This is a genomic window from Cupriavidus sp. 05L310 (genome assembly GCF_056398185.1).
Map to the genome: position 1 here is coordinate 168,190 of NZ_JBFTOX010000006.1, position 22,132 is coordinate 190,321.

The following is a 22,132-nucleotide window of genomic DNA, read 5'->3' on the forward strand; positions in this document are numbered from 1 at the left end:
AGCTTGTGGCCACTTGCTGACAGTGGCTCAACAAAATGCAAATGTTCCCGAAGGTAATTTCATGATCCGCGCGCTATTACTCAGCACTACCGAGAGTGGCGTGCAAGCGTTGCAAATCAGCGGACTCGCGACCGTGCTCGCGGGCCTGGGGTTTTCCGTCGAGCACAGGGATGCGGCCGAGCCGGATGCCGGTCCCGCGCAAACCGAGCGTATCCGGCTGGCGCTTGTCTGGCTTGCGCATGACCATGAGGGCGAACCGGCTCGCAGTGACTTCGGCCTGTCGCCGGATAGCCTGCTGTTTGCGGTGGTGCCGGCCGATGCCGGCAAGCGCGTAACCCATGCGGCCCACGGCGCGGCCTTCGATGCCACGCTCACCGCGCCGGTCAATGCCAGTTCACTGGCGCGCGCGCTGGCTGAACACGGGTTTGTCGCGGTGTCGCCGGACGAATGCGCGGCCGTCGGCGCCTTGCTCGATACCCTGGCCGGGGGCGACGCGGATATCGTCAGGGATCTGGTGGACAGCCTGGTCGACACCAACCGCATCGATCTCGCCATGATGCACGCCGCGCTGACGGACGGCGCGTGGCAGCGGTTCGACAGTGGTGCTCATCGGATCAAAGGCTCGGCCCGGATTCTGGAGTGCGCGGCGCTGGTGACACTATGCGGACGGCTGGAAGCCGTTGCGCAGTTCGGTGATCTGGCCGCGGCGCGGGCGTTGTTGCCGATTCTCGCCGCGACGGTGGAGCATCTTGAGGCTTCGCTGCTGGCAATGCGGCCGCCGCCCCGGGCGGCGTGAGGGTTTGGGTGTAGGGGTTGGAGTCAACTTCGACGTCAACTTCAACCCCAACTTCAACCCCAACTTCAACCCCAACTTCAACCCCAACTTCAACCCCAACTTCAACCCCAACTTCAACCCCAACTTCAACTTCAAGGTGCGCTTCCGGCGCGCAATCAGGCCGGTGTGGCATCGCCTTGCCCGGCACCATGGCTTGCGCGCAGATGGCGGCGCAGGGCGCGTTCCAGTGCGACCAGCCCCATTGGCTTGACCAGTACCTCGCTCATTCCCGCCGCCAGCGCATGCTGATGATCTTCGCTCTGGGCACTGGCTGTGCACCCGATGATCGGTATCTTGCCCAGGGAGTCCTTGCGCGCGCGAATTGCACGGGCCAGGCTGAAGCCGTCCATCACCGGCATCATGCAGTCGCAGATGATCAGGTCTGGCGGGTGGCGCAACAGGGCTTCCAGGGCAAGGGCGCCGTTTTCCGCCGTATCTACCGCAATGCCTAGCCGCTCCAACTGACGCTCCAGCAACAGCCGGTTAGGCGCATGGTCATCCACGATCAGCACGCGCATGCCGGCGGGGAACACGGAGATGTCGGGCGTGCCGGCAATCGAAGCGCTTTCCTGGGGCGGGGATGCCGAAACTTCGAGGTTCAGGCGCACCACCACCTTCGTGCCGAGGCCGGGCTCGCTCTCAAGCGAGATCTCGCCTCCCATCCTTCGCACCAGGTTTTGCGCGATCGAGAGGCCCAGGCCGGTGCCGCCGGTATTCGCGCGCTCGGGCGATTCCACCTGGGAGAAGGGGCGGAACAGTTTGCCGATTGCTCCGGGGGGAATGCCGATGCCGGTGTCCTGGATGACGATGTGGAGCGCTTGCCAGGCGTCTCGCACAGTGGATCCGTCGAGCCGGATATCCACGCTGCCCTGCTCGGTAAAGCGGATGCTGTTGGAGACAAAGTTGCTGATGACCTGCTTGATGCGCAGGATATCCACCTTGTGCGCTTGCGCCACCGTATCGCCAACGCTGATGCTCAGGGCCAGGCCTTTCTGCGAGGCTACCGGCCCGAACATCCGGGCGAGCTCGTGCAGGGCCTGGCGCAGGCTGGCGGCGCGCGGCTGCAGCGTGAACTTGCCGGCTTCCATCTTGGAGAGGTCCAGGATGTCATCCAGCAGCGACAGCAGCGACGTGGCCGCGCCGTGCGCGGCGCCCAACTGCTCCCGATCCGCGTGCGAGGCATGCTGGCGCGCCAGCACCAGCTCCAGCATCCCCAGGATGGCGTTCATGGGGGTGCGTATCTCGTGGCTGATCGAGGCGAGGAAGGTGGACTTGGCGCGGTTGGCCGCTTCGGCGCGGTTCTTGGCCGCGGCCAGTTCGGCCAGCATCTGCTGGCGCTCCGTCACATCGATCCAGCCACCGACGATGCCGGCCGTGCCGCCATTGGCGCGGCGCAGCGGCACGACCCAGCTGATGACGCTGCGTTGCTCGTTGCCAATGGTCAGGCGGCGGTCGGCACTGGACGGCAGGCCGGTCTGCAGTACGTCCCGGTAGACGTCCATCAGCTCGTCGTGGCGGATGTCGGGACTGATGGCGGCGGTGGCGAACGCCAGCTCCGTGCCGGCCAGCGCGCGCCGCGTCGTGCCAAGTACCGCTTCGTAAGCGGTATTGCAGGTGATCATGCGCAACTGGCTGTCGCGCAGGTAGATCGGCTGCGGAATCCCGTCGAGCACCGCGGTCTGGAATGCCACCTGGTCCTGCAAGGCGTGTTCGGCCGCGGTGCGTTGCGTCACCTGGCGCCGCAGCGAGGTCACCCACGCCAGAAAGAGCAGGCTGACCAGCAGCAGGGCAGCCGCGGCCCCCATCAGCCACGGCAGGAACTGGCGCCAGGCAAGGGGCGAAGGCCTGACTTCCGTCCAGTGCGCGCGCATGGCGCCGAGCTCGTGGGGGGGAATGCTCAGGATGGCCTTGTTGATGATGCCGAGCAATTCAGGATGCCGGTTGCTGACGCCCAGACCGACTTCCAGCGGAACCCCGCCAGTCGCGGCTGCGACCTTGAGGCGGCCAGCGTAGGTCTGCCTGAGCATGTGGCCGGCCATGAAGGCGTTGGCGATGGTGGCATCGGCACGGCCGGTGGCGACCAAGCGGAATGCCTCCTCGTAGGAGTCGGTCTCGCGCTGGCTCACCGCATAGCGGGTGTGTACGAGGTCTTGGATGCCATTGAACGGCGGCCCCGCAATGATCTTGTTGGCGAGGTCGGGCAGGCTCTTGATGCTGTCGTCACCGGCGCGCGTGACGACGACCCAGTTGCCGGAGAAGTAGGGCGCGCTAACCGAGAGACGGGCGGAGCTGGCCTGATGCTGGTTCACCGGCAGGATCGGCACGATGTCCAGGGTGCCATTCTCGACGGCGGTGGCAATGTCCGCGCCGCTGGCTGGCCAGTAAGGCAAGAAGCGTAGCCCGGTGCGTTGCGCGATCAGTTGCAGCACCTGTTCGGTGAGTCCGCCGAGGCGCCCCCTGGCTTCGACAAACTGGAACGGGACGAAGTCGCGCGACACCAGGTAGCGCACCTCCGGGTGGCCGGCGATCCAGGCGCGTTCGGCGCCGGAGAGATTGAGCTTGTCGGTGATATCGAACTCGAGCGAGCTGGCGATCCAGGCGGTTTCGATCTCGCGCTTGAGCGAGGCGGGCATGGCCGCCAGCGTCCGGTCGACGATCCGGCCCAGGGAGGGATCCGCCACGGCGAACGTGACGCCCGCCTGCGCCAGTGGCGCGAAGTTGCGCGCGGTGAGTTCCTCGTACCGGTATTGCTCGACAAGATAGCCTGCGGCGGTAGCGTTGGTGACCACCACGAAGTCGGCATCGCGGGAGAGCTGGTCGAGCGCGCCCAGCAGGTTCTCGAAGGGTTGCAACTGCGCGCCCGGGTAGGCCCGGTGAAGCGCGGCGGGCGAGACTTCGCCCGCCAGGTAGCCAATGGTGCGGTTGGCCTGGTTACGCGCCTTGTCCCTGCGAGACACCACCTCGATCAGGCGATGGTCATGGTAGGGCGCGGTACGCAGGCCGGCGCCGGGGTCGTCCAGCGAGGTGGTGATCAGGTCGACGGCGCCGTTGGCCAGCTGGCTGCGCGCCAGTTCGTGCGAGGGATAGCGAAGGATTTGCGCCGGTATGCCAAGGCGCGCGACCAGCACGGCGAGGTAATCCGCGGAGATCCCGCGGTAGTCCCCTTTCAGGTCGACGAGGTCGAAAGGCGGCAGGTAGTTGCCCACCACGGCTACCCGCAGGACCTTGTGCTTGCGGCGCCATTCGGCCAGCTCCGCATCGTCGCCACGCCCTGCACCGGCCCGACCGGTGGGGGCGCCCGTACCGGGCGCATAGGACGAAGCCAGCCGCAGCTGGGGGCTCGGTTGCGGCGCGCGGGGCGGCTCGGCCGGCAGGGCCGGCAAGCCGTGGCAAAGCGACAGCAATAGTACAAACACTTGGCGGTGCCACCAGCGGGCGCACACGCGCCGGATCCGGGTAGCCGAGCGGTCCGCCGGGTTCGGGGAGGTGCAGATGCACATATGGGAGTTCTCACGGAAGGGGGGCGTGCCGCCGCCTGCCGGTCCGCCCACGCGAGCGTTCGCTGCCTTGGGAGACGGCACGCGCCACAACGGACGCGCATGCGGGATGCCTTGCCCGAATGTAAGCGTCGTGATGGCGGGCAACGTTCGGAAATGTCTGAAGAGACCTGTGGGAATTTCCGAATCCGCGCCAGCCTCGACCGCAGCGTCTTTGTTCCCGGCTGCCATGGGCAGGATTAGCGTACATAAGTGATGTTTAAATCTCATTTAAAGGCATGTGTGGAGTCTCTTAGGGCGAAGTTATCCATGTTCGATAGCAAAAGACAATGATTGTGTTTGTAATGATGAATTGTACAAATCACGCTGCGGCGCGGAAAATCGGGTCTTCGCTGCAACACGCGGCCATCCACCCCCAGTCATCCAGGAGCTCATCCATGCTGCAATCCCGTGAAGGTCAACGCGTTCCCAATGTCACGTTCCGCGTCCGCGAGAACAATGAATGGAAGACCGTGACCACGGCCGACCTGTTCGAAGGCAAGACCGTCGCGCTGTTCTCGCTGCCCGGCGCATTCACCCCGACCTGCTCGTCCACCCACCTGCCGCGCTACAACGAACTGGCGCCGGTGTTTGCCAAGCATGGCGTGGACGCGATCCTGTGCGTCTCGGTCAATGACACCTTCGTGATGAACGAATGGGCCAAGGACCAGGAATCGGAAAACATCGTGATGATTCCCGACGGCAACGGCGAATTCACCGAAGGCATGGGCATGCTGGTCGACAAGACCGACCTGGGCTTCGGCAAGCGCAGCTGGCGCTATTCGATGCTGGTCAAGGATGGCGTGGTCGACAAGATGTTCATCGAGCCGGAAGAGCCGGGCGACCCGTTCAAGGTATCGGACGCGGACACCATGCTGAACTACATCGCCCCGAATGCCAGGAAGCCTGACCAGGTAGTCGTGTTCTCCAAGGTTGGCTGCTCCTTCTGCGCCAAGGCCAAGCAGATGCTGTCGGACAACGGTTTCGACTACATCGACGTGCCGCTGGAGAACAAGATCCGCGGCAAGGTGCTGGGCGCGGTGTCCGGCAACATGACCGCGCCGCAGATCTTCATCAACGGCAAGCTGATTGGCGGGGCCGAAGCGCTTGAGACCTACCTTGTGCGCTAAGCCTATCCAGACGCAATAACCGCTTCACCGCCGCAAGGCGCGGCGCCGGCATGGCCGGCAGCCGCGTCCCAGTCGGCGGACCGGATGGCAGTGCCGCGCGGTGCCATCCGGTCCGCTGATTGAAGCCGACTTCACCAGGAAACTCGACATGACCGCCATGCAGACCACGCAGACCATGCAGACCACGCAGAAGCAGCAGACCGCTCAAACCATTCAGACCGACGTCGCCGTGATCGGCGCCGGCACCGCCGGCCTGGCCGCCTATCGCGCCGCCAGGGCGGCCGGCAAGCGCGCCGTCATCATCGAAGGCGGCCCTTATGGCACCACCTGCGCCCGCGTGGGTTGCATGCCTTCCAAGCTGCTGATCGCCGCGGCCGAGGCCGCCCACGAACTGCGTCACACGGCGCCCTTCGGCGTGCATGTGGATGGCGAAATCCGCATCGACGGGCGCGAAGTCATGGCCAGGGTCAGGCGCGAGCGCGACCGCTTTGTCGGTTTCGTGGTGCGGGGCGTGGACGGCATTCCCGCCGAGGACAAGGTGAGCGGCTATGCCCGCTTTATCGACAACACGGTGCTGCAGGTCGGCGAGCACACCACGGTGCGCGCCAGCCGCGTAGTGATCGCCACCGGCTCCAGCCCCATGATTCCGCCGCCCTTCAAGGTGTTTGGCGATCGGCTGGTGGTCAACGACGATGTGTTCGCCTGGGACGACCTGCCGCGCCGCGTGGCCGTGTTCGGGCCCGGCGTGATCGGGCTCGAACTTGGCCAGGCGCTGTCCCGCCTGGGCGTGCAGGTGCGCGTGTTCGGCCTGCGCGGCGGCGTGGGGCCGCTGACCGACCCGGCCATCAAGGCCAACGCCGTTGCCACCTTCCGCGAGGAGTTCTACCTTGACCCGGACGCGAAGCTCGGCGAGATGCGGCGCGAGGGCGACGAAGCCGTGATCTCCTTCACGGATCTCGCGGGGAACACGGTGACCGAACGCTTCGACTACGTGCTTGCCGCCACCGGCCGCCAGCCTAATGTGCGTGGCCTGGGCCTGGAGCATACCGGGCTGGAACTGGATGCGCGCGGCGTGCCGGTATTCGATCCGGCCACCCTGCAATGCGGCACGGCGCCGATCTTTATCGCCGGCGACGCCAACGACATCCTGCCGCTGCTGCACGAAGCAGCCGACGAGGGCAAGGCCGCCGGCGAGAATGCGGCAGCTTATCCCGCGGTGCGTCCGCTGGCGCGCCGCGCGCCGATCGGCGTGGTGTTCAGCGATCCGCAGATCGCCATGGTGGGCCAGCGATATGCCGACCTGGCGCGGGACAGCTTCGTGGTGGGCGAGGTGAGCTTTGAAGACCAGGGGCGCAGCCGCGTGATGCTGAAGAACCGCGGCCTGATGCACGTCTATGCCGACAAGCAAAGCGGGCGCTTCCTTGGCGCGGAATGGACCGGCCCGCGCGCCGAGAACATCGCGCATTTGCTGGCCTGGGCTTATCAGCAATCGCTCACTATCGAGCAGATGCTGGCCATGCCGTACTACCACCCGGTGGTGGAGGAGGGCCTGCGCACCGCGCTGCGCGACGCGGCGGCAAAGCTGGCTGGCTGAACCGTAGCCCGCACTCACTTCGGTGCGGCGACGCCCCGTGGGACACCTTTCGGTGCCCGGTGCGGCGCCGTTGTTGCCATGCCTTCGCTGCGCTACCCCTGGAGCCCTTGTCCGCCGGCCTCGCCCCCATTCCCCCATTGACTGCGAGATTTTTCCGAGGTGATCCGCGCCAGCTAATGGCCCGGCCCGGTCGGGGCTGCGTAGCTGCCCGTTTTGTGGGCAGTCCGATAGGGTCCGCGTGCCAGAGCCATTTGCGGAGCTTGTCGACAGTGTTATCCACATAAAGTGTGGATAACACTGCGAGGCCAGGGGAGGCGAGGCACAAAATCCAGGCGTTTTGTCAAGCCCGGATTGCGGGTTTCTCAAGCTTCACGGGAGCGCGCTGGCGATGGCCGCCGATGGTTCCCCGGTGGCTTGCGCGGCTTGCGCGAAAATCGGCGAAACTCTCCTCCGGGCCTTGCCGGCATGACGCCGGCGGCGCTTCTGGCTATCCCGCCCAACCCAAACGCCTCTTCAAGGACAACCACGCCATGCCATTCCTCATCGAAACCTGGGACAAGCCGCAGCACCAGCAAGTCCGACAGGCAGCCCGAGCCGGGCACCTGGCCTTCCTGGACGCCCAAAGGGCGTTGCTACTGGCGTGCGGGGCCAAGCTTAACGACGACGGCAGCGACGCGGGCGGCGGTTTCTATATCGTGGATGTCGACACCCGCGATGCGGCGCAGCAATTCATCGATGCCGATCCGTTCACGCAGGCCGGGCTCTTTGCCGAGGTGCGCATTACCCGCTGGCGCAAGGCCTATCTGGCAGGGGAGTGCTGCCTCTGACAGCCAGGCCCCCGCCGGACAAGTGGCGCGGGGCCGCGCTCAGCCACCCCCCGCCATCCCCGGAGAATCCGGCGCACGCCGTTCCAGGTTGGTATAGGCATCGGCCGCGATCAGTCCGAACAGGATGTGCGCGAACACGCTTTCCCACCCTCGCGCTTCGTCGAACCAGTTGAAGTAGCGGCCCAGGACATAGAAGTTCACCAGGTAGGCCAGCAGTCCGAACATCGCGCCGACCATGGTTGCCATGCCGATGCTGGAGTCAAAGCGGAACGACGCAATGATCATGGCCAGGATCGTGGCCAGCACCACCGACAAGGCGAAGTGAACCGCGCCCGCAGCCAGCACGATGGTCCAGCTGAACGCATCCGCCGATGCCAGCGCCTCCCGGCCGAGCATGATGGCCGCCACCATCTTCACCGTGCCCCATGCCCCCTGGTACAGCACGAAGCGCGCCGTCAACAACTCCAGCACGACATACAGGGTACCTGCGATCAGGCCGGCAATCGCGGCCGCACGCCAGTCCGGCGCGCGGCGCGCAAAATGGTGCGACTGCATATGCAAATGGAGTTCCATGAGAGGCTCCCGTTCACAAGCGACCTGAAAATCAGGCCCTTGTGATAGTTCTAGCCCATGGACGGGAAATACCAAGCCCGGGCGCGCGGCGAGTCGCGCCGGCGCGGCATCGCAATATGATGCGTCGGGCATCCCTTCGCCGGCGTCAGGAGTGCTTCTGGTACGTCCCCACCAGTTCCGCCTGCGCCAGCACGTGGCCATGCATGGCTTTCTCAAGCGTGGCCTTGGAGGCCTTGCCCAGATCGGGCAGTACCACGTCCAGCGCATATAGCTTGAAGAAGTAGCGATGCCGCCCGATTGGCGGGCAGGGGCCACCGTAGCCCGTGCGGTGCCAGTCGTTCGCGCCTTCGCGGGTGTCCGCGGGCAAGCCGGCCGGCGCAATGCCGCCGGGAAGGCCGGCGCTGGCGGGCGGGATGTTGTACAGCACCCAGTGCACCCAGGTCATCCGGGGCGCGGCCGGGTCGGGCGCATCCGGGTCATCCACGATCAGGGCAAGGCTCACGGCGCCAGGGGGGATACCCGTCCAGGCGAGCGGCGGCGAAGTATCGGCACCTTCACACGTGTGGATGGCGGGGATCCCGCCGCCGTGCGGGAAGGCTTCGGATGTCAGCGTGAGGGACATGGCGCTCTCCTTGCGGGCCGCATGGAGCCCGGCTTGCGGTACGCACAGCAGCACAATGGACAGAACGGCAGTGCGTCTTCGCATTCTGGGCTCCTTCTCTCTAGCCGTCACCCGCTGGTGGCCAGGATCCATGCCGGACCGGGCCGAAGCTGCCTCAGGAGACGGCGCGCGGTGCGAGTTGCAGCGTCAGTTCCCCGCCGTCATAGGTGGCCCGGACAGTACGTGCGCCATCCGCGACGGATACGTCGAACGGGCGGGTCAGGGTGCCCGTGGTGACCACGGTGCCCTTGCGCAGGGTGACGCCGCGCTCCGCGGCGTGCGCCAGCAAGGCTTGCAGCGCTTCGAGCGGATAGATGGCATCATCGCCGGCCAGCGGCAGCGCGCAACGCTCGCCGTCGAGCGCTACTTCGGCGCCATCGCGGACGTCTTCCACGCTGGCGGGGTCGATCTTCCCGCCCAGCACCAGTGCGTGGAAGCCCACGTTGTCGGCGGCAAACGCGGGCATGCCGACCGCGACGCGGTCTTCGTACCGGGACAGGACCACTTCGACGGCGACCTGCGCGCTCTCGATGAGCCCGGCCAGGTCGGCCGGCGCGAGCTCGGCCTGCAAGGGGGCCACATCGCGCGCCAGCCGCACCGCGATCTCGAATTCGATGGTGACCACCGCGCCCGCCGGGACGGGTACGGTATCCCCCGCGGCGAAGCAGCGCGATGCGCCAACCTGGCCCACCAGCGGACGCGCCAGCTTTGCACGCCGCATGGCATTGGCGCTACCGACCCCCAGCTTCCATCCCACTAGCGGATCGCCCAGGGCCGCCATGAACTGGTCCTGCACGTCATACCCGCTGGCCAGCGTGGCCGGCTTGGCCTCGGCGGGCAGGTCGCGGAATTGCACGCCGCTGCGCAAGGCGTCGGTCAGCAGCGTCGCCGCGGCGCCGGGATTGAAGGTTGCGCTCACAAGTTCTCCTGGATTCTGGTGATGGATTCGATCGGGCAAAGCATGGGCGGCCGACCACCCATGCAGCGGGGCCGACAGCTTAACCCGGCGCGGGCCGCTTCAGAAGCGATGACGCTCCGAGGTGCGCCCCACGATCGACGCGCCCGCGATCAGCTCCTTGAGCAGCGCCTGCGATGCCAGGCCGCTGGTGCGGTACGGATCGAGTTCGCCGTGGGCGGAGTACTTCAGGATGGTGGCCATATTGACCTTGCCGGTATTGACCAGTCCCATCGCCCAGCCCGCGAATTCGCGTTCGAGGATTTCCTCGTAGTGCAGCAGCACGACGTCTTCGTGGCGCGCGTCCCGGACGAGTTGCTGGTACAGGCGCGAGACTTCGTTGCGGCCGCCTTCCAGCGCCTGCATGAAGATACCGTTGCCGTAGCACAGCACCCCGGTGACGCCGTGCTTGGGGTTGTTCGCGATGCTGGTAGCGACGATGGCGTCTACCAGCCCGGGATCGGCCGGCTTGCATGCGCGGCTGGCATAGAGCAGGCGTACGAGCATGATGTCTCCACGGGATAGGCGGGGTTTGCGTGCGGGGCGCGGCGGCTTAGTCGCGCTGCCGGTTCAGCAAGGTCAGGAACTCGCGGCGCAGGCTGTCGTCCTTGAGGAAGGAGCCGCGCATCACGCTGTTGGTCATCTTGGCATCGGTATCGCGCACGCCGCGCCAGTGCATGCAGAAATGCTCGGCTTCCATGACGATGGCCAGCCCGTCCGGGCTCATCTTTTCCTGCAGGAGGTCGGCCACCTGGGTCACGGCTTCTTCCTGGATCTGCGGGCGGCACATGATCCATTCGGCCAGGCGCGCGTACTTCGACAAGCCGATCAGGTTGGAATGCTGGTTGGGCATCACGCCCACCCACAGCTTGCCGATGATCGGGCACAGGTGATGCGAGCAGGCGCTGCGCACGCGCAAAGGGCCCACGATCATCAGTTCGTTGATCCGCTCGGCGTTCGGGAATTCGGTCACGTTGGGCGGGTTGACGTAGCGGCCCGCGAAGATTTCCTTCAGGTACATCTTGGCCACGCGGCGCGCGGTCTCGCGGGTGTTGTGGTCCTGGTCGATATCGATCACCAGGCTGCGCAGCACCGCCTCCATGCGCGACTGCACTTCATCGAGCAATTCGTCCATCTCGCCGGGTTCGACGTAGGCGGAGATATTGTCGTTGGCGTGGAAGCGCTCCTGCGCGGCCTGCAAACGCGATCGTATGCGGGACGACACACTTCCCGCCGCCTGGTCCAGGTCCGGGTGGGGTGCTTGGTGGTCGGATTCCATATCGTGCGGTTCGTGGCTGTCGTTGAGGGATCGTTGCAGGATTGGCGAATGGTCCGGCATGGCCCGGCAGGGAGGATTCCTCATGTCCCGGGTTACCCGGGGCCTGCCATTCGCTTTTTCGCTACAACCATATCCTACGCCAGCACCGGCTAACCTGGGTGCATTGCACGCAACAGCGGGATGGATACGCAGGAGCGGGACACACGAACAATCGCCGCGCACCGATCTTGCGGGAGCCGGGGGTGCAGGCCCCGGCGCGGCGGCAAAGCTACAGCGCGGCCTGCATCACCGTGGCGGATGCCGGGCAGGTTTCGCGGGACAATGCCGTGTCCAGCAATTCAGGCGGCATGCAGGCGCGTTCCACGCGCTCGAAACCCAGGCGAGCAAAATAACCGGCCGCCGTAGTGGTTTGCAGCACCACCGACTGCACGCCGCGCGTGCGTGCCTCGGCCAGCATCGCCGCCACCAGCAATTCTCCAAGGCCGGCCGAACGGGCGCGTTCGGCGACCGCCACCGAGCGCAGCACGGCCACCTGCCCGTAGTTCTCCACGCCGGCACAGCCGAGCAGGCCCGCGTTGTCGCGCACAACCAGGAAATTGCCGATCTGCTCGGCTACGCCATCAACCGGCAAGTCGCAAGCCTGGAGCAGATCCTGTACTTCCTTACTGTCTTTTTCGTTTGCATAGTGCGGGCGCATGATGCCCTCCTGCCCTTCGGGCTGTTCTTCGTATCTTAAGTTCTGACTGGCTTTACGGTGCCTAGGGATACTTCTTAAGTAGATTCGCGTACTGGACGTTCCGCGGCCTAGGTTTCATGCGGAAAAGCGACATCCGGCCCATCCGGGTTCAGGGATTACACTGATGCGCTATCGCGGTGATGTCGCGATAGCAGTTGAATCATTTTCCATCGGGCCAGTGGCTGGTGCATTCGATCCGTCACGTACGTTCACGCGCGGAAATCCACTACCATTCCCAGCAGGCAACGACACCCTCGCACGCCGGGCGAGCTCGCATTCACTCCGGCAACCACCCTCCGTTTCAAGAGCGACATGTCATGGCCGAGATACCCGCTCCACCTTCCGCTTCACTGTTGCGCGCACGCAGCGCGGGCATCCTGAAAACCGATGAGCTTGGCAACCGGGCCGGCCGCTCTCCGGACTATGGCGCCGAATGCGTGGCCTTGCGCCGGCTGGCACGGGCGCTGGTGGCGTCCGACCTTGCTCTGCTGCAATCGTTGGCGGATTCGGCGCTGAAGCTTTGCCGCGCGGGCAGCGCGGGCATCAGCCTGCCCGAAGACGGTGGCGACGATAGGGGGAGCTTGTACTGGACCGCCACGGCCGGCCTGTGCGACAAGCTGGTCGGGCACGCCGTGCCTTGCGAAGATAGTCCGTCCGGCATTGCGCTGGAACTTGGCGGCCCGCAATTGCTTGCCTATCCGCAGCGCCATTTCGCCTGCTTGCCGGCACTGGAGCCGGAGGTGGTCGAGGAACTGGTGGTGCCGATTCCCGGCGATGGCGAACTCTGGGGCACCATCTGGGTGATGTCGCATGAGCACGGGCGCGTGTTTGACGACGAAGATGCGCGCCTGCTCGAAAGCCTGGCCAGTTTTGCCGGCGCGGTGCTCAGCATGTCGCGCAGCAAGGATGCCGCCATCGCGGAAGCGGCGCAGGCCAGGGCCGCGCGCGAAGCGCTGCAATTGTCGGACACGCGCAAGGACGAGTTCCTCGCCATGCTGGGGCATGAACTACGCAATCCGATTGCCGCCATCGACAGCGCGATCAAAGTGGCGCGGCGGATCGCACAAGTGCAGCAGGGCGCCTCCGGCATGCTCGATATCGCCGAGCGCCAGATGCGCCAGCTCAAGCGGCTGACCGACGATCTGCTCGATGCGTCCCGTATCAAGCAAGGCAAGGTGCCGATCGTGCGCACCCATGGCAATGTGCAGGATATCGTGGGCGATGCCTTGTCGTCGGTGGCATCGGATATCGAATGGCACGGCAATACGCTGACCACGGACCTGCCCGCGGCACCGGTGACGGTCTATGCCGATACGGCGCGGCTCACGCAGGTGGTCACCAACCTGCTGTCCAATGCGATCAAGTACACGCCGCGCGGCGGTACCATTGCCTTGTCGGTCCAGGCCGAAGCGTCGCCCCCCGGCGACGCGCCGGTAGCCGTTGCCGGCCAAGATTGTTTCGATACGCTGGTGATCACGGTCAAGGATGACGGCATCGGCATCGATCCGGACTTCCTGCCAAACGTGCTGGACATGTTCAGCCAGTACGCAGCAGATGCCCAAGGTGGCGGACTCGGCGTCGGGCTGGCCATCGTCAGGCGCATGGTTGAACTGCACAATGGCACGGTGACGGTGCACAGCGATGGCAAGGGCCTCGGCACCCTGGTGCAGGCGCGGCTGCCCGTGGTCTGCGCCGGTCCGGTAGAGGCCGGCGCCGCGCAGCCCGGCACCCTTCCGGCGCTGCGTATCCTGCTGGTTGACGACAACACCGAAGCCCTGCGCGCGCTGGGCATGTTGCTCGAACTCGACGGCCACGAAGTCAGGCTGGCGGCCAGCGGCGAGGACGCGCTGGATATCGCCGGCGGCTTTACGCCCGACGTGGCGCTGATCGATATCGGCCTGCCGGGTATCGACGGTTTCCAGCTGGCGCAAAGCCTGCGCGCGCTTCCCGCGTTCGCGGGCACCCGCCTGGTGGCACTGAGCGGCTACGCCTCCGAAGCCGACAAGGCGCGAGGCGCGGCGGCCGGCTTCGATTTCCACCTGGCCAAGCCGCTGGCGATGGACGCCCTGGCGAGTATCCTGTCACGTGGCCGATGAAGGGTCGCCGATGTTTTTCGGGACCTTATTCGTCACAAATCTGTAGGACGGCACACCCGCCAAATCAGAGATCTCCCGACGGCAGTGTTGTGCCGGCCACGCCATACTTGGGAGACGCCAACACCAGTTGCCGTCGATGCTTGCCTTCCTCTTGCTAACCCTCGCAGGCCTCGGGGTGTTCGTTATCGTCATCTACCTGGCCATGTAAGCCCGCAACCCCGGCCGTCCCGGCCTGGCCAGGAAAACGCCGGCCGCCGTGGCCCACGGCCGATCCGGCCTGAGGCGAGGCATTGGTTAGTGTGCGCATTCGAGCGAGCGCCGGGGACAGGGCGGTCAGAGCAGCAATGCCGCCAGCGCCGGCACCAGCGCCAGCGGCATCACCACCGCGCCGATACGCAGGAACTGCACCGCGCCGACCATCTGGCCCTCGCGCCGCAGCGCTGTCAGCCATAGCAGGGTCGCCAGCGAGCCGGTGACGGACAGATTGGGGCCAAGGTCGATGCCAATCAGCACCGCGTCAGTGACTTGCGCGGAGGCATGGCTGGCCGCCAGTGCCGACGAGGCGAACAGCCCCGCCGGCAGGTTGTTGACCACGTTGGACACCAGGGCCACCGTGCCCCCGGTCACCCATATGCTGGCCGCCGGAGACTGTTGCGACAGCGCCTGTACCAGTTGGGCGAGTTTCCCGATCAGACCGGTCTGCTCCAGGCTGGCCACCAGTACGAACAGGCCCGCCACCAGCGGCAGCACGCCCCAGGAAATCTCGCGCAGCGCCGGCAGGCACAGGCCGGGGCGGCGCGCGCAGACCAGCAGCAGCGTCGCCACGCCGGCCACGCAGGTCGGCCAGCCCAGGTCGGCGCCCAGCAACGATGCCACCAGCAGCACAAGTCCCATCGCCACGATGCCGACGGCGGTCAGTTTGGCCTCGATCGTCAGGGGCGGCACCGCCACGTCGGTCGCGATGCGCTCCTTCAGGGCGTGGCGCTGGGTCCAGTAAAGCGCGGCAAAGGTCGCGGCGATGGCGACGGCCGACGGCAAGGCAAAGCGCGCCAGCCAGCCCGGCAGCGTGGGCATGTGCGCACCGAAGATGACGAGGTTGGCGGGATTCGAGATCGGCAGCACGAAACTCGCTGCGTTGGCAATGAAGGCGCAACTGTAGAGATAGGGCAGGGGATGCCTGACCCTGGCGGCGCGGGTGGCGGCGAGGACAGCCGGCGTCAGCACCACCGCGGTGGCATCGTTGGACATGAACACGGTGACCAGCGTGCCGAAACCATACACCAGCACGAACAGCCGCCGCGCCGATCCCCCGGCCTGGCGCACCGCCACCGCCGCTACGTGGTCGAACAGCCCGGTCTTGCGCGCCAGTTCGGACGCCAGCATCATGCCGCCGAGAAACAGGTACACATCGTAGCCGCGTGCCACGGCGGCCAGCGCATCGGGCACCGCAAGCAGGCCTGTCACGCACAGCAACAGTGCGCCCGCGACGGCCCAGACGGCCTCGGGCAGCCGGAAGGGCCGCATGATGACGCCCATAGTGGTGGCCGCTGCCACCGCCCAGATCAGTGGGCCGCTGTAGGGGGAGATGTTCATCGGGTGCACTCAGGCAGCAGGTGATCGTTCATGTTGTGGGCTGTTTTCGTGCGCGGGGGCAGCGCCCGCGCTCGTCAGGTGCTGGGCAGCGACGGACGGGGCGTGGTCCCTGGCGGGACGGGGGACGTGGATGCCCTGACAGGTTCCGCTGGTCCGGCGGCCGCGGGCGGGGCGGCCATCCCGACGGGCTCGGTTGCGGGATCGGGCTGTGCCGGCGGCGGGAAACCAAGCGCTGCGATGCCGTGGCTGCCATCCGCATACTCCGGATAAATCCAGTCGTCGCCACTACGCACCAGGTTTTTCGGCACCACGTATTCCGCCTCGGGCTGGCCGGCCAGCCGGCCTTCCATGTAGTTCGCCCAGATCGGCAGGGCCGTGGTGGCGCCGAATTCGTGTCGGCCCAGGCTGCGGTTGTCGTCGAAACCCATCCACGCCACCGTGACGATGCCAGAGGCATAGCCGGCAAACCAGCCGTCGACCGAATCGTTGGTGGTGCCGGTCTTGCCGGCCACATCCGCGCGCCGCAGGTAGCGCTGCAGCCCGGCGCCGGTGCCGCTGGTCACCACACTGTGCAGCAGGCTGTTCATCACATAGGCGTTGCGCTCGGGGATGACGCGGCGCGGCTGGGGCTCGCTGTCCGCGGTGAACAGCACATTGCCCGCGCCGTCGCTGATGCGCTCGATCAGGTAAGGCTCGGTGCGGTAGCCCTCGTTGGCGAAGACGCCATAGGCGGCGGCGAGCCGCAGCGGCGTGGTGGTGCCGGTGCCCAGCGCCATCGGCAGGTAGCGCGGCAGGCGTTGCTCGGAGAAGCCGAATTTGCCGGCGTAGTCCACCGCGTAGGGAATGCCGATGGCCTGCAGGGTGCGGATGGCCGGCAGGTTGCGCGACTCGGCCAGCGCCTGGCGCACGCTGACGGCACCCAGGAAGCGGCCATCGTCGTTGCCCGGTTGCCACCGCGACGAGCCGTCCAGCGGCGCGTCGTTGATCATCGTGGTGGCCGATACACCGCGCTCCAGCGCGGCGGAGTAGATGAAGGGCTTGAAGGTCGAGCCCGGCTGGCGCAGCGCCTGCGTGGCATGGTTGAAGCGGCTGGTGGCAAAGTCCGCACCGCCGATCAGTGCCTCGATGGCGCCCGACCTGCTGTCCAGCGAAACCAGCGCGGCCTGCTGTCCGCGGGCGTCGCCGTGGCGCTTGCCGTACTGGTCGAGCCCTGCGTGCACGGCCTCGTAGGCCAGGCTTTGCCTGACCGACGATACCGTGGTGTAGACGTTCAGGCCGCGGGTATAGGCGGCTTCGCCGAAACGGTCGTAGGCAAGCTGGCGGGCCAGTTCCGCCACGTACTCGGCGTGGCCGCCGAAATGGCCGCCATTGGATCCCGCCACCTGCAGCCGTTCGGACCGCGCCGCCTGGTACTGATCGTGCGAGATCATGCCCAGCGCCTGCATCCGCCCCAGCACATATTGCTGGCGCAGCCTGGCGCGGGGAAAGTTGACTACCGGATTCATGGTCGACGGCGCCTTGGGCAAGCCCGCCAGCATCGCGGTTTCCGCCAGCGAGAGCGCTTCCAGCGGCTTGCCGAAATAGGTCTGGGCCGCGCTGCCGAAACCGTACGCATGTTCGCCCAGGTAGACCTGGTTCATGTACAGCTCGAGGATGCGGTCTTTCGGCAGGGAACGGTCGATCTTCCATGCCAGCAGGATTTCATACCACTTGCGCGCCAGCGTCTTCTCGCGCGACAGGTAGAAATTGCGCGCCACCTGCATGGTGATGGTGGAGGCGCCCTGGGCGTAGCCCTCGCCGATATTGGCGAGCGCGGCGCGGAAGATCCCGGGGACATCGACGCCGGCGTGCTGGTAGAACTGATCGTCTTCCGCCGCCAGCAAGGCATTGGACATCTGCCTGGGCATGCGATCCAGCGGCACGAATTCGCGGTGCTCGTTACCGAACTCGCCGATCAGCACGTTGTCGCTGGTAAAGATCCGCAGCGGTACGTCGGGGCGGTAATCCCGCAGCGCATCGACATCGGGGAGTTGGCGCAGGCTCACCACGGCGGCGAACCCAACTAGCAAGGTGGAGGCTGCAGCCAGCGCCAAAGCGGCGCTTGCTGCCTTTACAACGACTCTTTTCATTCGCGCATTCTACCTTTTGGCAAAAACCGGGTAGCCGGCCACGCCGTCCGGGGCTTCCGCCGCTGTCAGGCTGTCCCCGTTGTCTTGTGAATCTTCCGGTGCTGCCGGCCGGGTGCCGGGTTTGCCGACCTGCTGCGCGAATTGCGCCAGCGCGCGCCAGGTCTCGGCGCGCTCGATGATGGTGGAGTGGTCGGTGCCCGGCATCGTCTGCCGCGCCACTTGGCCGGGCCATGCCGCGATCAGGCGCTCCGAGCATTCGTGCGGTACCACCTCGTCGGTCTCGGCAAGCAGCACCTTGGTGCTCTGCACCACCTTCTTGCAGTGGGAAATCGAATCGAAGTGATGGCGCATCAACTGCCGCAGCGGTACCAGGGGGAAGCGCTTGCGCACGATTTCCAGCATCGAGTCATAGGGCGTGATCAGCTGCAAGCTCTCAAAATCCTGCAGGTCGGCCAGCTGGATGGCCACGCCCGTGCCGAGGCTGCGGCCGACCACATGCACGCGCGTGCCCGGGAACATGCGGCGCAGGTGCAGCAGGAACTGGCTGGCGTCCGCCACGGCGGCGGCTTCCGAGGGCTGGCCGTCCGAATGGCCCAGGCCGCGGTAGTCCATGGTGGCAAAGCCCACGCGCGGCGGCAGCCATTCCAGGTACTGCATGGTGTCCAGCACGTCCTCGCCGCGGCCGGGCAGGTAGAACAGGAGGTCGCGCGCCGTGTTCGTGTCCGGTACGGTTTCCCCTGTTTGCACGTCCAGCACGCCCTGCGTGCCATAGACGTAGCCGCGCAGCAAGCCGCCCGGCACTTCATGCGAATAGGCGGTAATGCCATCGGGCAGCTCACGCGGGGGGCGGCGGCGCGCGTCGAACAGCAGCCGGTCCTGGTTCAGCGCCAGGTATGTCCAGTAGCAGGTAAAGCCGCCTGCGGTCAGCAGTACGGCGGCGAGCGCCTTGCGTGTGTGGGATGGCATGCTGGATTCGGAGGGTTTGTTCTGCCTGACTTCTCTGCTTCGCTTGACAGCGCAATGCGGGGCGTTTCGTGGTGGATCCCTGGCGATTTTCCGGGGCCACGGCATTCGACCCGGCTTGGCCCCCGCAAGTTCTTGTACGATACGCTTCACATCAACGGCGGCCGGTGCGGCCGCGCACGGAGCCAGAGGCATGACCGACCAGAACAACCAGAACGACGAACAAAAGCGCGCCGAAGAAGCGCAGGCGATGGACCGCGTGGTCAACGCAACGCGGCAGGTGCAGGTGGCCTTTGCCGCGCTGCAGGGGCAGTTCGCGCCACAAGGCAGCGGCAAGCCGTCAAAGATGGCGCTGCAGACATTCGACGCCGCCTTGCAGGCGCTGGAAGATGCGCAAGCGGCATTCGACGAGGTCCTCAACGACCTGCTCGACGGCAAGCGGTGAGCCCGTCCGGCGCTCAGTGCGCCGGATAAGCCGCCACTTCGATCAGGTTTCCGTCCGGATCGCGGCAATACACCGAGGTCATCGGGCCGAGCGCGCCGGTGCGCTGCGCCGGCCCGGCCTCGATCGGCACGTGATGCGCCAGCCAGTGCGCGATCACGCTCTCCAGCGTGTTGTGGGTGATGAAGCAAAGGTCGTCGCTGCCGGCGGTGGGATGCGTGCCGGTGAACCAGGCCACCGTATCGGTGCCGATGGGGCGCAGGTTGATCTTCTGCTGGCCGAAGCGCACCGAGACCCGTTTGCCGGTGCGGGATTCGAAGTCCTCGCGCCGCATGCCGAGCACGCTCTCATACCACGCCGCGCTGGTCTCGACGTCCTTCACGTTGAGGACGATATGGTCGAAACGGTCTATCACAATACTCATCTTGCGCCTTTCGAGGAAGTGAAACGAGTCTGACGAGAAAGGGACGGGGCGCGATCGCGCGTGCCGGAAAACAGGTACTTTACACCCGACTTCCTGATCGCGCGTGCCCGTGGCGCCGGCGGCTTGTGATAAGGTTCCGCGGCAAGGTCGCCACGCCGCCCGCCAGGCCGGCGCAGAGACGGCCTGACCCGGCCCGGCCGGGATCCAGAACAGGAGACCTGCCGTCATGAGCAGCATGCTAGCCAACCACGCCGCGGCGTCGGACGACGATCCGGAGCGCCGCGCCCTGATTGCCCGCGCCCACGCGCGCTCCGCCGGCTTCGGCCTGGAAGCGGTGCATGCGGCGGACTACCACCCGCTAGGGGGGCGCGCACTGCATGAACTGGTCGACGCCAACCAACTCCTCTACAAGCATGCGCTGCCGGTCATGGAGACCCTGCACGCGCAGATCGCCAACACCGAAAGCATGGTGCTGCTGACCGATAGCGGCGGCGTGATCCTGCACAGCCTGGGCGATGGCGATTTCGCCGACAGGGCCAGGCGCGTGGCGCTGGCACCGGGCGTATCGTGGGCGGAGTCGAGCAAGGGCACCAACGCGATCGGCACGGCGCTGGCCGAGGCCCGTCCCACGGTGGTCCATGCCGATGAGCACTTCCTGCGCGCCAACCGCACGCTGACCTGTTCCTGCGCGCCGATCGCCGGGCCGTTCGGCCGGGTCCTGGGCGCGCTGGATGTCAGCGGCGATCATCGCGGCTTCCACAAGCACACCATGGCGCTGGTGCGGATGTCGGCACAGATGATCGAGAATCACCTGTTCGCCACCCATTTCACCGACGCCGCGCTGGTGCGCTTTCATGCGCGGCCCGAGTTCGTCGGCACGCTGTTCGAAGGCATGGCGGCATTCGCTGCCGACGGCACTTTCCTCGCGGCCAACCGCAGCGGCCTGTTCCAGCTGGGCTTGTCGCCCGATGCGCTGGAGCGCCACAGCTTCGCCGCCTTGTTCGGCTTGCCGCTGGGTGTCGCGCTCAAGCAGGGCGACGAGGCCCGCGGGCAGTTGCTGACGCTGACCTTGCCGAGTCGCGTGCTCGTGTTCGCGCGGATGGCATTGCTGGCGCCGGCCCGGCGCGTATCACACACAGCGCCCGCTGCGCCCGCGGCACGCACATCCGCCGCCGGGCCGGCCTCGGCGCTGGCTGCTCTCGATACCGGCGACGCCCGCATGGCGGCCGTGCTGCAGCGGGTCAACAAGGTACACGGGCGCGATATCCCGATCCTGGTGCTGGGGCGCACCGGCACCGGCAAGGAATGGCTGGCGCGGGCCATTCATCGCGACTCGCCGCGTGGCGCGGCGCCGTTCGTGGCTGTCAACTGCGCGTCCATCCCGGAATCCCTGATCGAGGCGGAACTGTTCGGCTACGAGGACGGCGCGTTCACCGGCGCCCGGCGGCGAGGCAGCCCGGGCAAGCTGGTGCAGGCGCATGGCGGCACCTTGTTCCTCGACGAGATCGGCGACATGCCGCTGGCACAGCAGGTAAGGCTGATGCGCGTGCTGCAGGAGCGCGCGGTGACGCCGCTGGGTGGCGCCCGCGCGATACCGGTGGATCTGCGCATCATCTGCGCCACCCACCGCGACCTGCGCGCGATGATCGCGGCCGGTACGTTCCGCGAGGATTTGTACTACCGGATCAATGCGCTGGCGGTCACGCTGCCCGCGCTGCGCGACCGCACCGACCTGCCGGTCCTGGTGGAACGCATCCTGACGCAACAGCTCGCGCAGGCGGACCATGCCGCGCATGCTGGTGCGCATCCAAGCCAGATCGCGGCGGACGTGCTGGCACGTTTCCAGCGGCATCCGTGGCCGGGCAACCTGCGCCAGATGGTCAACGTGCTGCGCACCGCGGCCATCATGGCCGAAGGCGAGGACGAGATCCGGGTGGAGCATTTGCCGGAGGATTTCGAGGACGACCTGGTACCGGATGCGTACGGGGACGCGCAGCGAGCGATGGACAGCGATGACAATTTGGCCAGCGTCGCACAGGTGCGGCCAACCGACGCCCCCGAGCGCCTGCGCGATCGCGAAGCCGCCATGATCCGCCAGGCGCTGGCACGCCACGGCGGCAACATCAGCCTGGCCGCGCGCGAGCTGGGCTTGTCGCGGAACACGATATACAGACGGCTGAAGCGTGGCAGTTGAATCGTGGCCCACCAGCCGCCCCCACGCGATGCGAAGCGAGCCGTCAAGGTGTACCAGGCCGTATGGGGCGCCTCGTCGTCAGGCAAAAAGAGCGGAAAAGAGGGGGCCATGTTTGAGTATCGCCTTAAGGCGATGCGAGTTTGGCCCCCGGCCGCTCTTTTTGCC

The 22,132-nt window shown here is 66.4% G+C and carries 18 protein-coding genes; 7 read left to right on the plus strand and 11 right to left on the minus strand.

Translation table 11 applies throughout. The features are described from left to right. Positions 1-100 precede the first annotated feature (100 nt). The gene (locus AC1DS6_RS05960) at positions 101-796 is read left to right on the plus strand and encodes an Hpt domain-containing protein (RefSeq protein ID WP_441625270.1); all 696 of its coding nucleotides are present in this window, start codon (positions 101-103) and stop codon (positions 794-796) included. Positions 797-951: 155 nt separating this feature from the next. Here AC1DS6_RS05960 and AC1DS6_RS05965 read toward each other — a convergent pair whose 3' ends face one another. Further along, positions 952-4,251: an ATP-binding protein gene (locus AC1DS6_RS05965; protein ID WP_441625272.1), complete on the minus strand. Its 3,300-nt coding sequence runs from the start codon at positions 4,249-4,251 to the stop codon at positions 952-954. 518 nt (positions 4,252-4,769) lie between these two features. Between AC1DS6_RS05965 and AC1DS6_RS05970 the strand changes: the two genes are divergently transcribed. The 3 genes from AC1DS6_RS05970 to AC1DS6_RS05980 all read left to right on the plus strand — a co-directional run bounded on the left by AC1DS6_RS05970 (position 4,770) and on the right by AC1DS6_RS05980 (position 7,922). Next, positions 4,770-5,501: a glutathione peroxidase gene (locus AC1DS6_RS05970; RefSeq protein WP_035870843.1), complete on the plus strand. Its 732-nt coding sequence runs from the start codon at positions 4,770-4,772 to the stop codon at positions 5,499-5,501. 148 nt (positions 5,502-5,649) lie between these two features. Continuing rightward, positions 5,650-7,095, plus strand: a complete 1,446-nt coding sequence (locus tag AC1DS6_RS05975) for a dihydrolipoyl dehydrogenase (RefSeq protein WP_441625274.1) — start codon at positions 5,650-5,652, stop codon at positions 7,093-7,095. Positions 7,096-7,625: 530 nt separating this feature from the next. Continuing rightward, complete coding sequence (locus AC1DS6_RS05980; RefSeq protein WP_441625276.1) at positions 7,626-7,922, plus strand: YciI family protein; 297 nt, start codon at positions 7,626-7,628, stop codon at positions 7,920-7,922. Positions 7,923-7,961: 39 nt separating this feature from the next. Here the strand turns inward: AC1DS6_RS05980 and AC1DS6_RS05985 are convergent, their stop codons facing one another. From AC1DS6_RS05985 to arsN2, 6 genes are all read right to left on the minus strand, one after another. Then, positions 7,962-8,495, minus strand: a complete 534-nt coding sequence (locus tag AC1DS6_RS05985) for a hypothetical protein (RefSeq protein WP_441625278.1) — start codon at positions 8,493-8,495, stop codon at positions 7,962-7,964. Between the two features lie 145 nt (positions 8,496-8,640). Further along, the gene (locus AC1DS6_RS05990) at positions 8,641-9,117 is read right to left on the minus strand and encodes a YbhB/YbcL family Raf kinase inhibitor-like protein (RefSeq protein WP_441625314.1); all 477 of its coding nucleotides are present in this window, start codon (positions 9,115-9,117) and stop codon (positions 8,641-8,643) included. Between the two features lie 154 nt (positions 9,118-9,271). Further along, on the minus strand, positions 9,272-10,075 hold the full coding sequence (locus tag AC1DS6_RS05995; RefSeq protein ID WP_441625280.1) for a fumarylacetoacetate hydrolase family protein: 804 nt from the start codon (positions 10,073-10,075) through the stop codon (positions 9,272-9,274). Positions 10,076-10,174: 99 nt separating this feature from the next. Beyond that, the gene (locus AC1DS6_RS06000) at positions 10,175-10,618 is read right to left on the minus strand and encodes a BLUF domain-containing protein (RefSeq protein WP_441625282.1); all 444 of its coding nucleotides are present in this window, start codon (positions 10,616-10,618) and stop codon (positions 10,175-10,177) included. A 46-nt stretch (positions 10,619-10,664) separates the two neighbouring features. Then, a complete protein-coding gene (gene folE / locus AC1DS6_RS06005; RefSeq protein WP_477102262.1) occupies positions 10,665-11,390 on the minus strand; it encodes a GTP cyclohydrolase I in 726 nt (241 codons plus the stop codon). Positions 11,391-11,658: 268 nt separating this feature from the next. After that, complete coding sequence (arsN2, locus tag AC1DS6_RS06010) at positions 11,659-12,087, minus strand: arsenic resistance N-acetyltransferase ArsN2 (RefSeq protein ID WP_045235845.1); 429 nt, start codon at positions 12,085-12,087, stop codon at positions 11,659-11,661. A 356-nt stretch (positions 12,088-12,443) separates the two neighbouring features. Between arsN2 and AC1DS6_RS06015 the strand changes: the two genes are divergently transcribed. Continuing rightward, positions 12,444-14,222, plus strand: coding sequence for a hybrid sensor histidine kinase/response regulator (locus AC1DS6_RS06015; protein ID WP_441625287.1), 1,779 nt, complete (start codon positions 12,444-12,446; stop codon positions 14,220-14,222). A gap of 333 nt (positions 14,223-14,555) precedes the next feature. On the opposite strand, the gene AC1DS6_RS06020 is transcribed toward AC1DS6_RS06015, so the two are convergent. The 3 genes from AC1DS6_RS06020 to AC1DS6_RS06030 form a co-directional block, all read right to left on the minus strand. Next, on the minus strand, positions 14,556-15,815 hold the full coding sequence (locus AC1DS6_RS06020) for an arsenic transporter (protein ID WP_441625289.1): 1,260 nt from the start codon (positions 15,813-15,815) through the stop codon (positions 14,556-14,558). A gap of 74 nt (positions 15,816-15,889) precedes the next feature. Continuing rightward, positions 15,890-17,944 (minus strand): penicillin-binding protein 1A, encoded by a 2,055-nt coding sequence (locus AC1DS6_RS06025; RefSeq protein ID WP_441625291.1) that lies wholly within the window; start codon positions 17,942-17,944, stop codon positions 15,890-15,892. A gap of 9 nt (positions 17,945-17,953) precedes the next feature. After that, the gene (locus AC1DS6_RS06030) at positions 17,954-18,910 is read right to left on the minus strand and encodes an alpha/beta hydrolase (protein WP_441625293.1); all 957 of its coding nucleotides are present in this window, start codon (positions 18,908-18,910) and stop codon (positions 17,954-17,956) included. A gap of 190 nt (positions 18,911-19,100) precedes the next feature. Between AC1DS6_RS06030 and AC1DS6_RS06035 the strand changes: the two genes are divergently transcribed. After that, positions 19,101-19,352, plus strand: coding sequence for a hypothetical protein (locus AC1DS6_RS06035; protein ID WP_441625295.1), 252 nt, complete (start codon positions 19,101-19,103; stop codon positions 19,350-19,352). A gap of 13 nt (positions 19,353-19,365) precedes the next feature. On the opposite strand, the gene AC1DS6_RS06040 is transcribed toward AC1DS6_RS06035, so the two are convergent. Beyond that, complete coding sequence (locus tag AC1DS6_RS06040) at positions 19,366-19,773, minus strand: VOC family protein (protein ID WP_441625297.1); 408 nt, start codon at positions 19,771-19,773, stop codon at positions 19,366-19,368. Positions 19,774-19,999: 226 nt separating this feature from the next. On the opposite strand from AC1DS6_RS06040, the gene AC1DS6_RS06045 reads away from it, so the two are divergent. Then, the gene (locus tag AC1DS6_RS06045; protein WP_441625299.1) at positions 20,000-21,967 is read left to right on the plus strand and encodes a sigma-54-dependent Fis family transcriptional regulator; all 1,968 of its coding nucleotides are present in this window, start codon (positions 20,000-20,002) and stop codon (positions 21,965-21,967) included. Positions 21,968-22,132 lie beyond the last annotated feature (165 nt).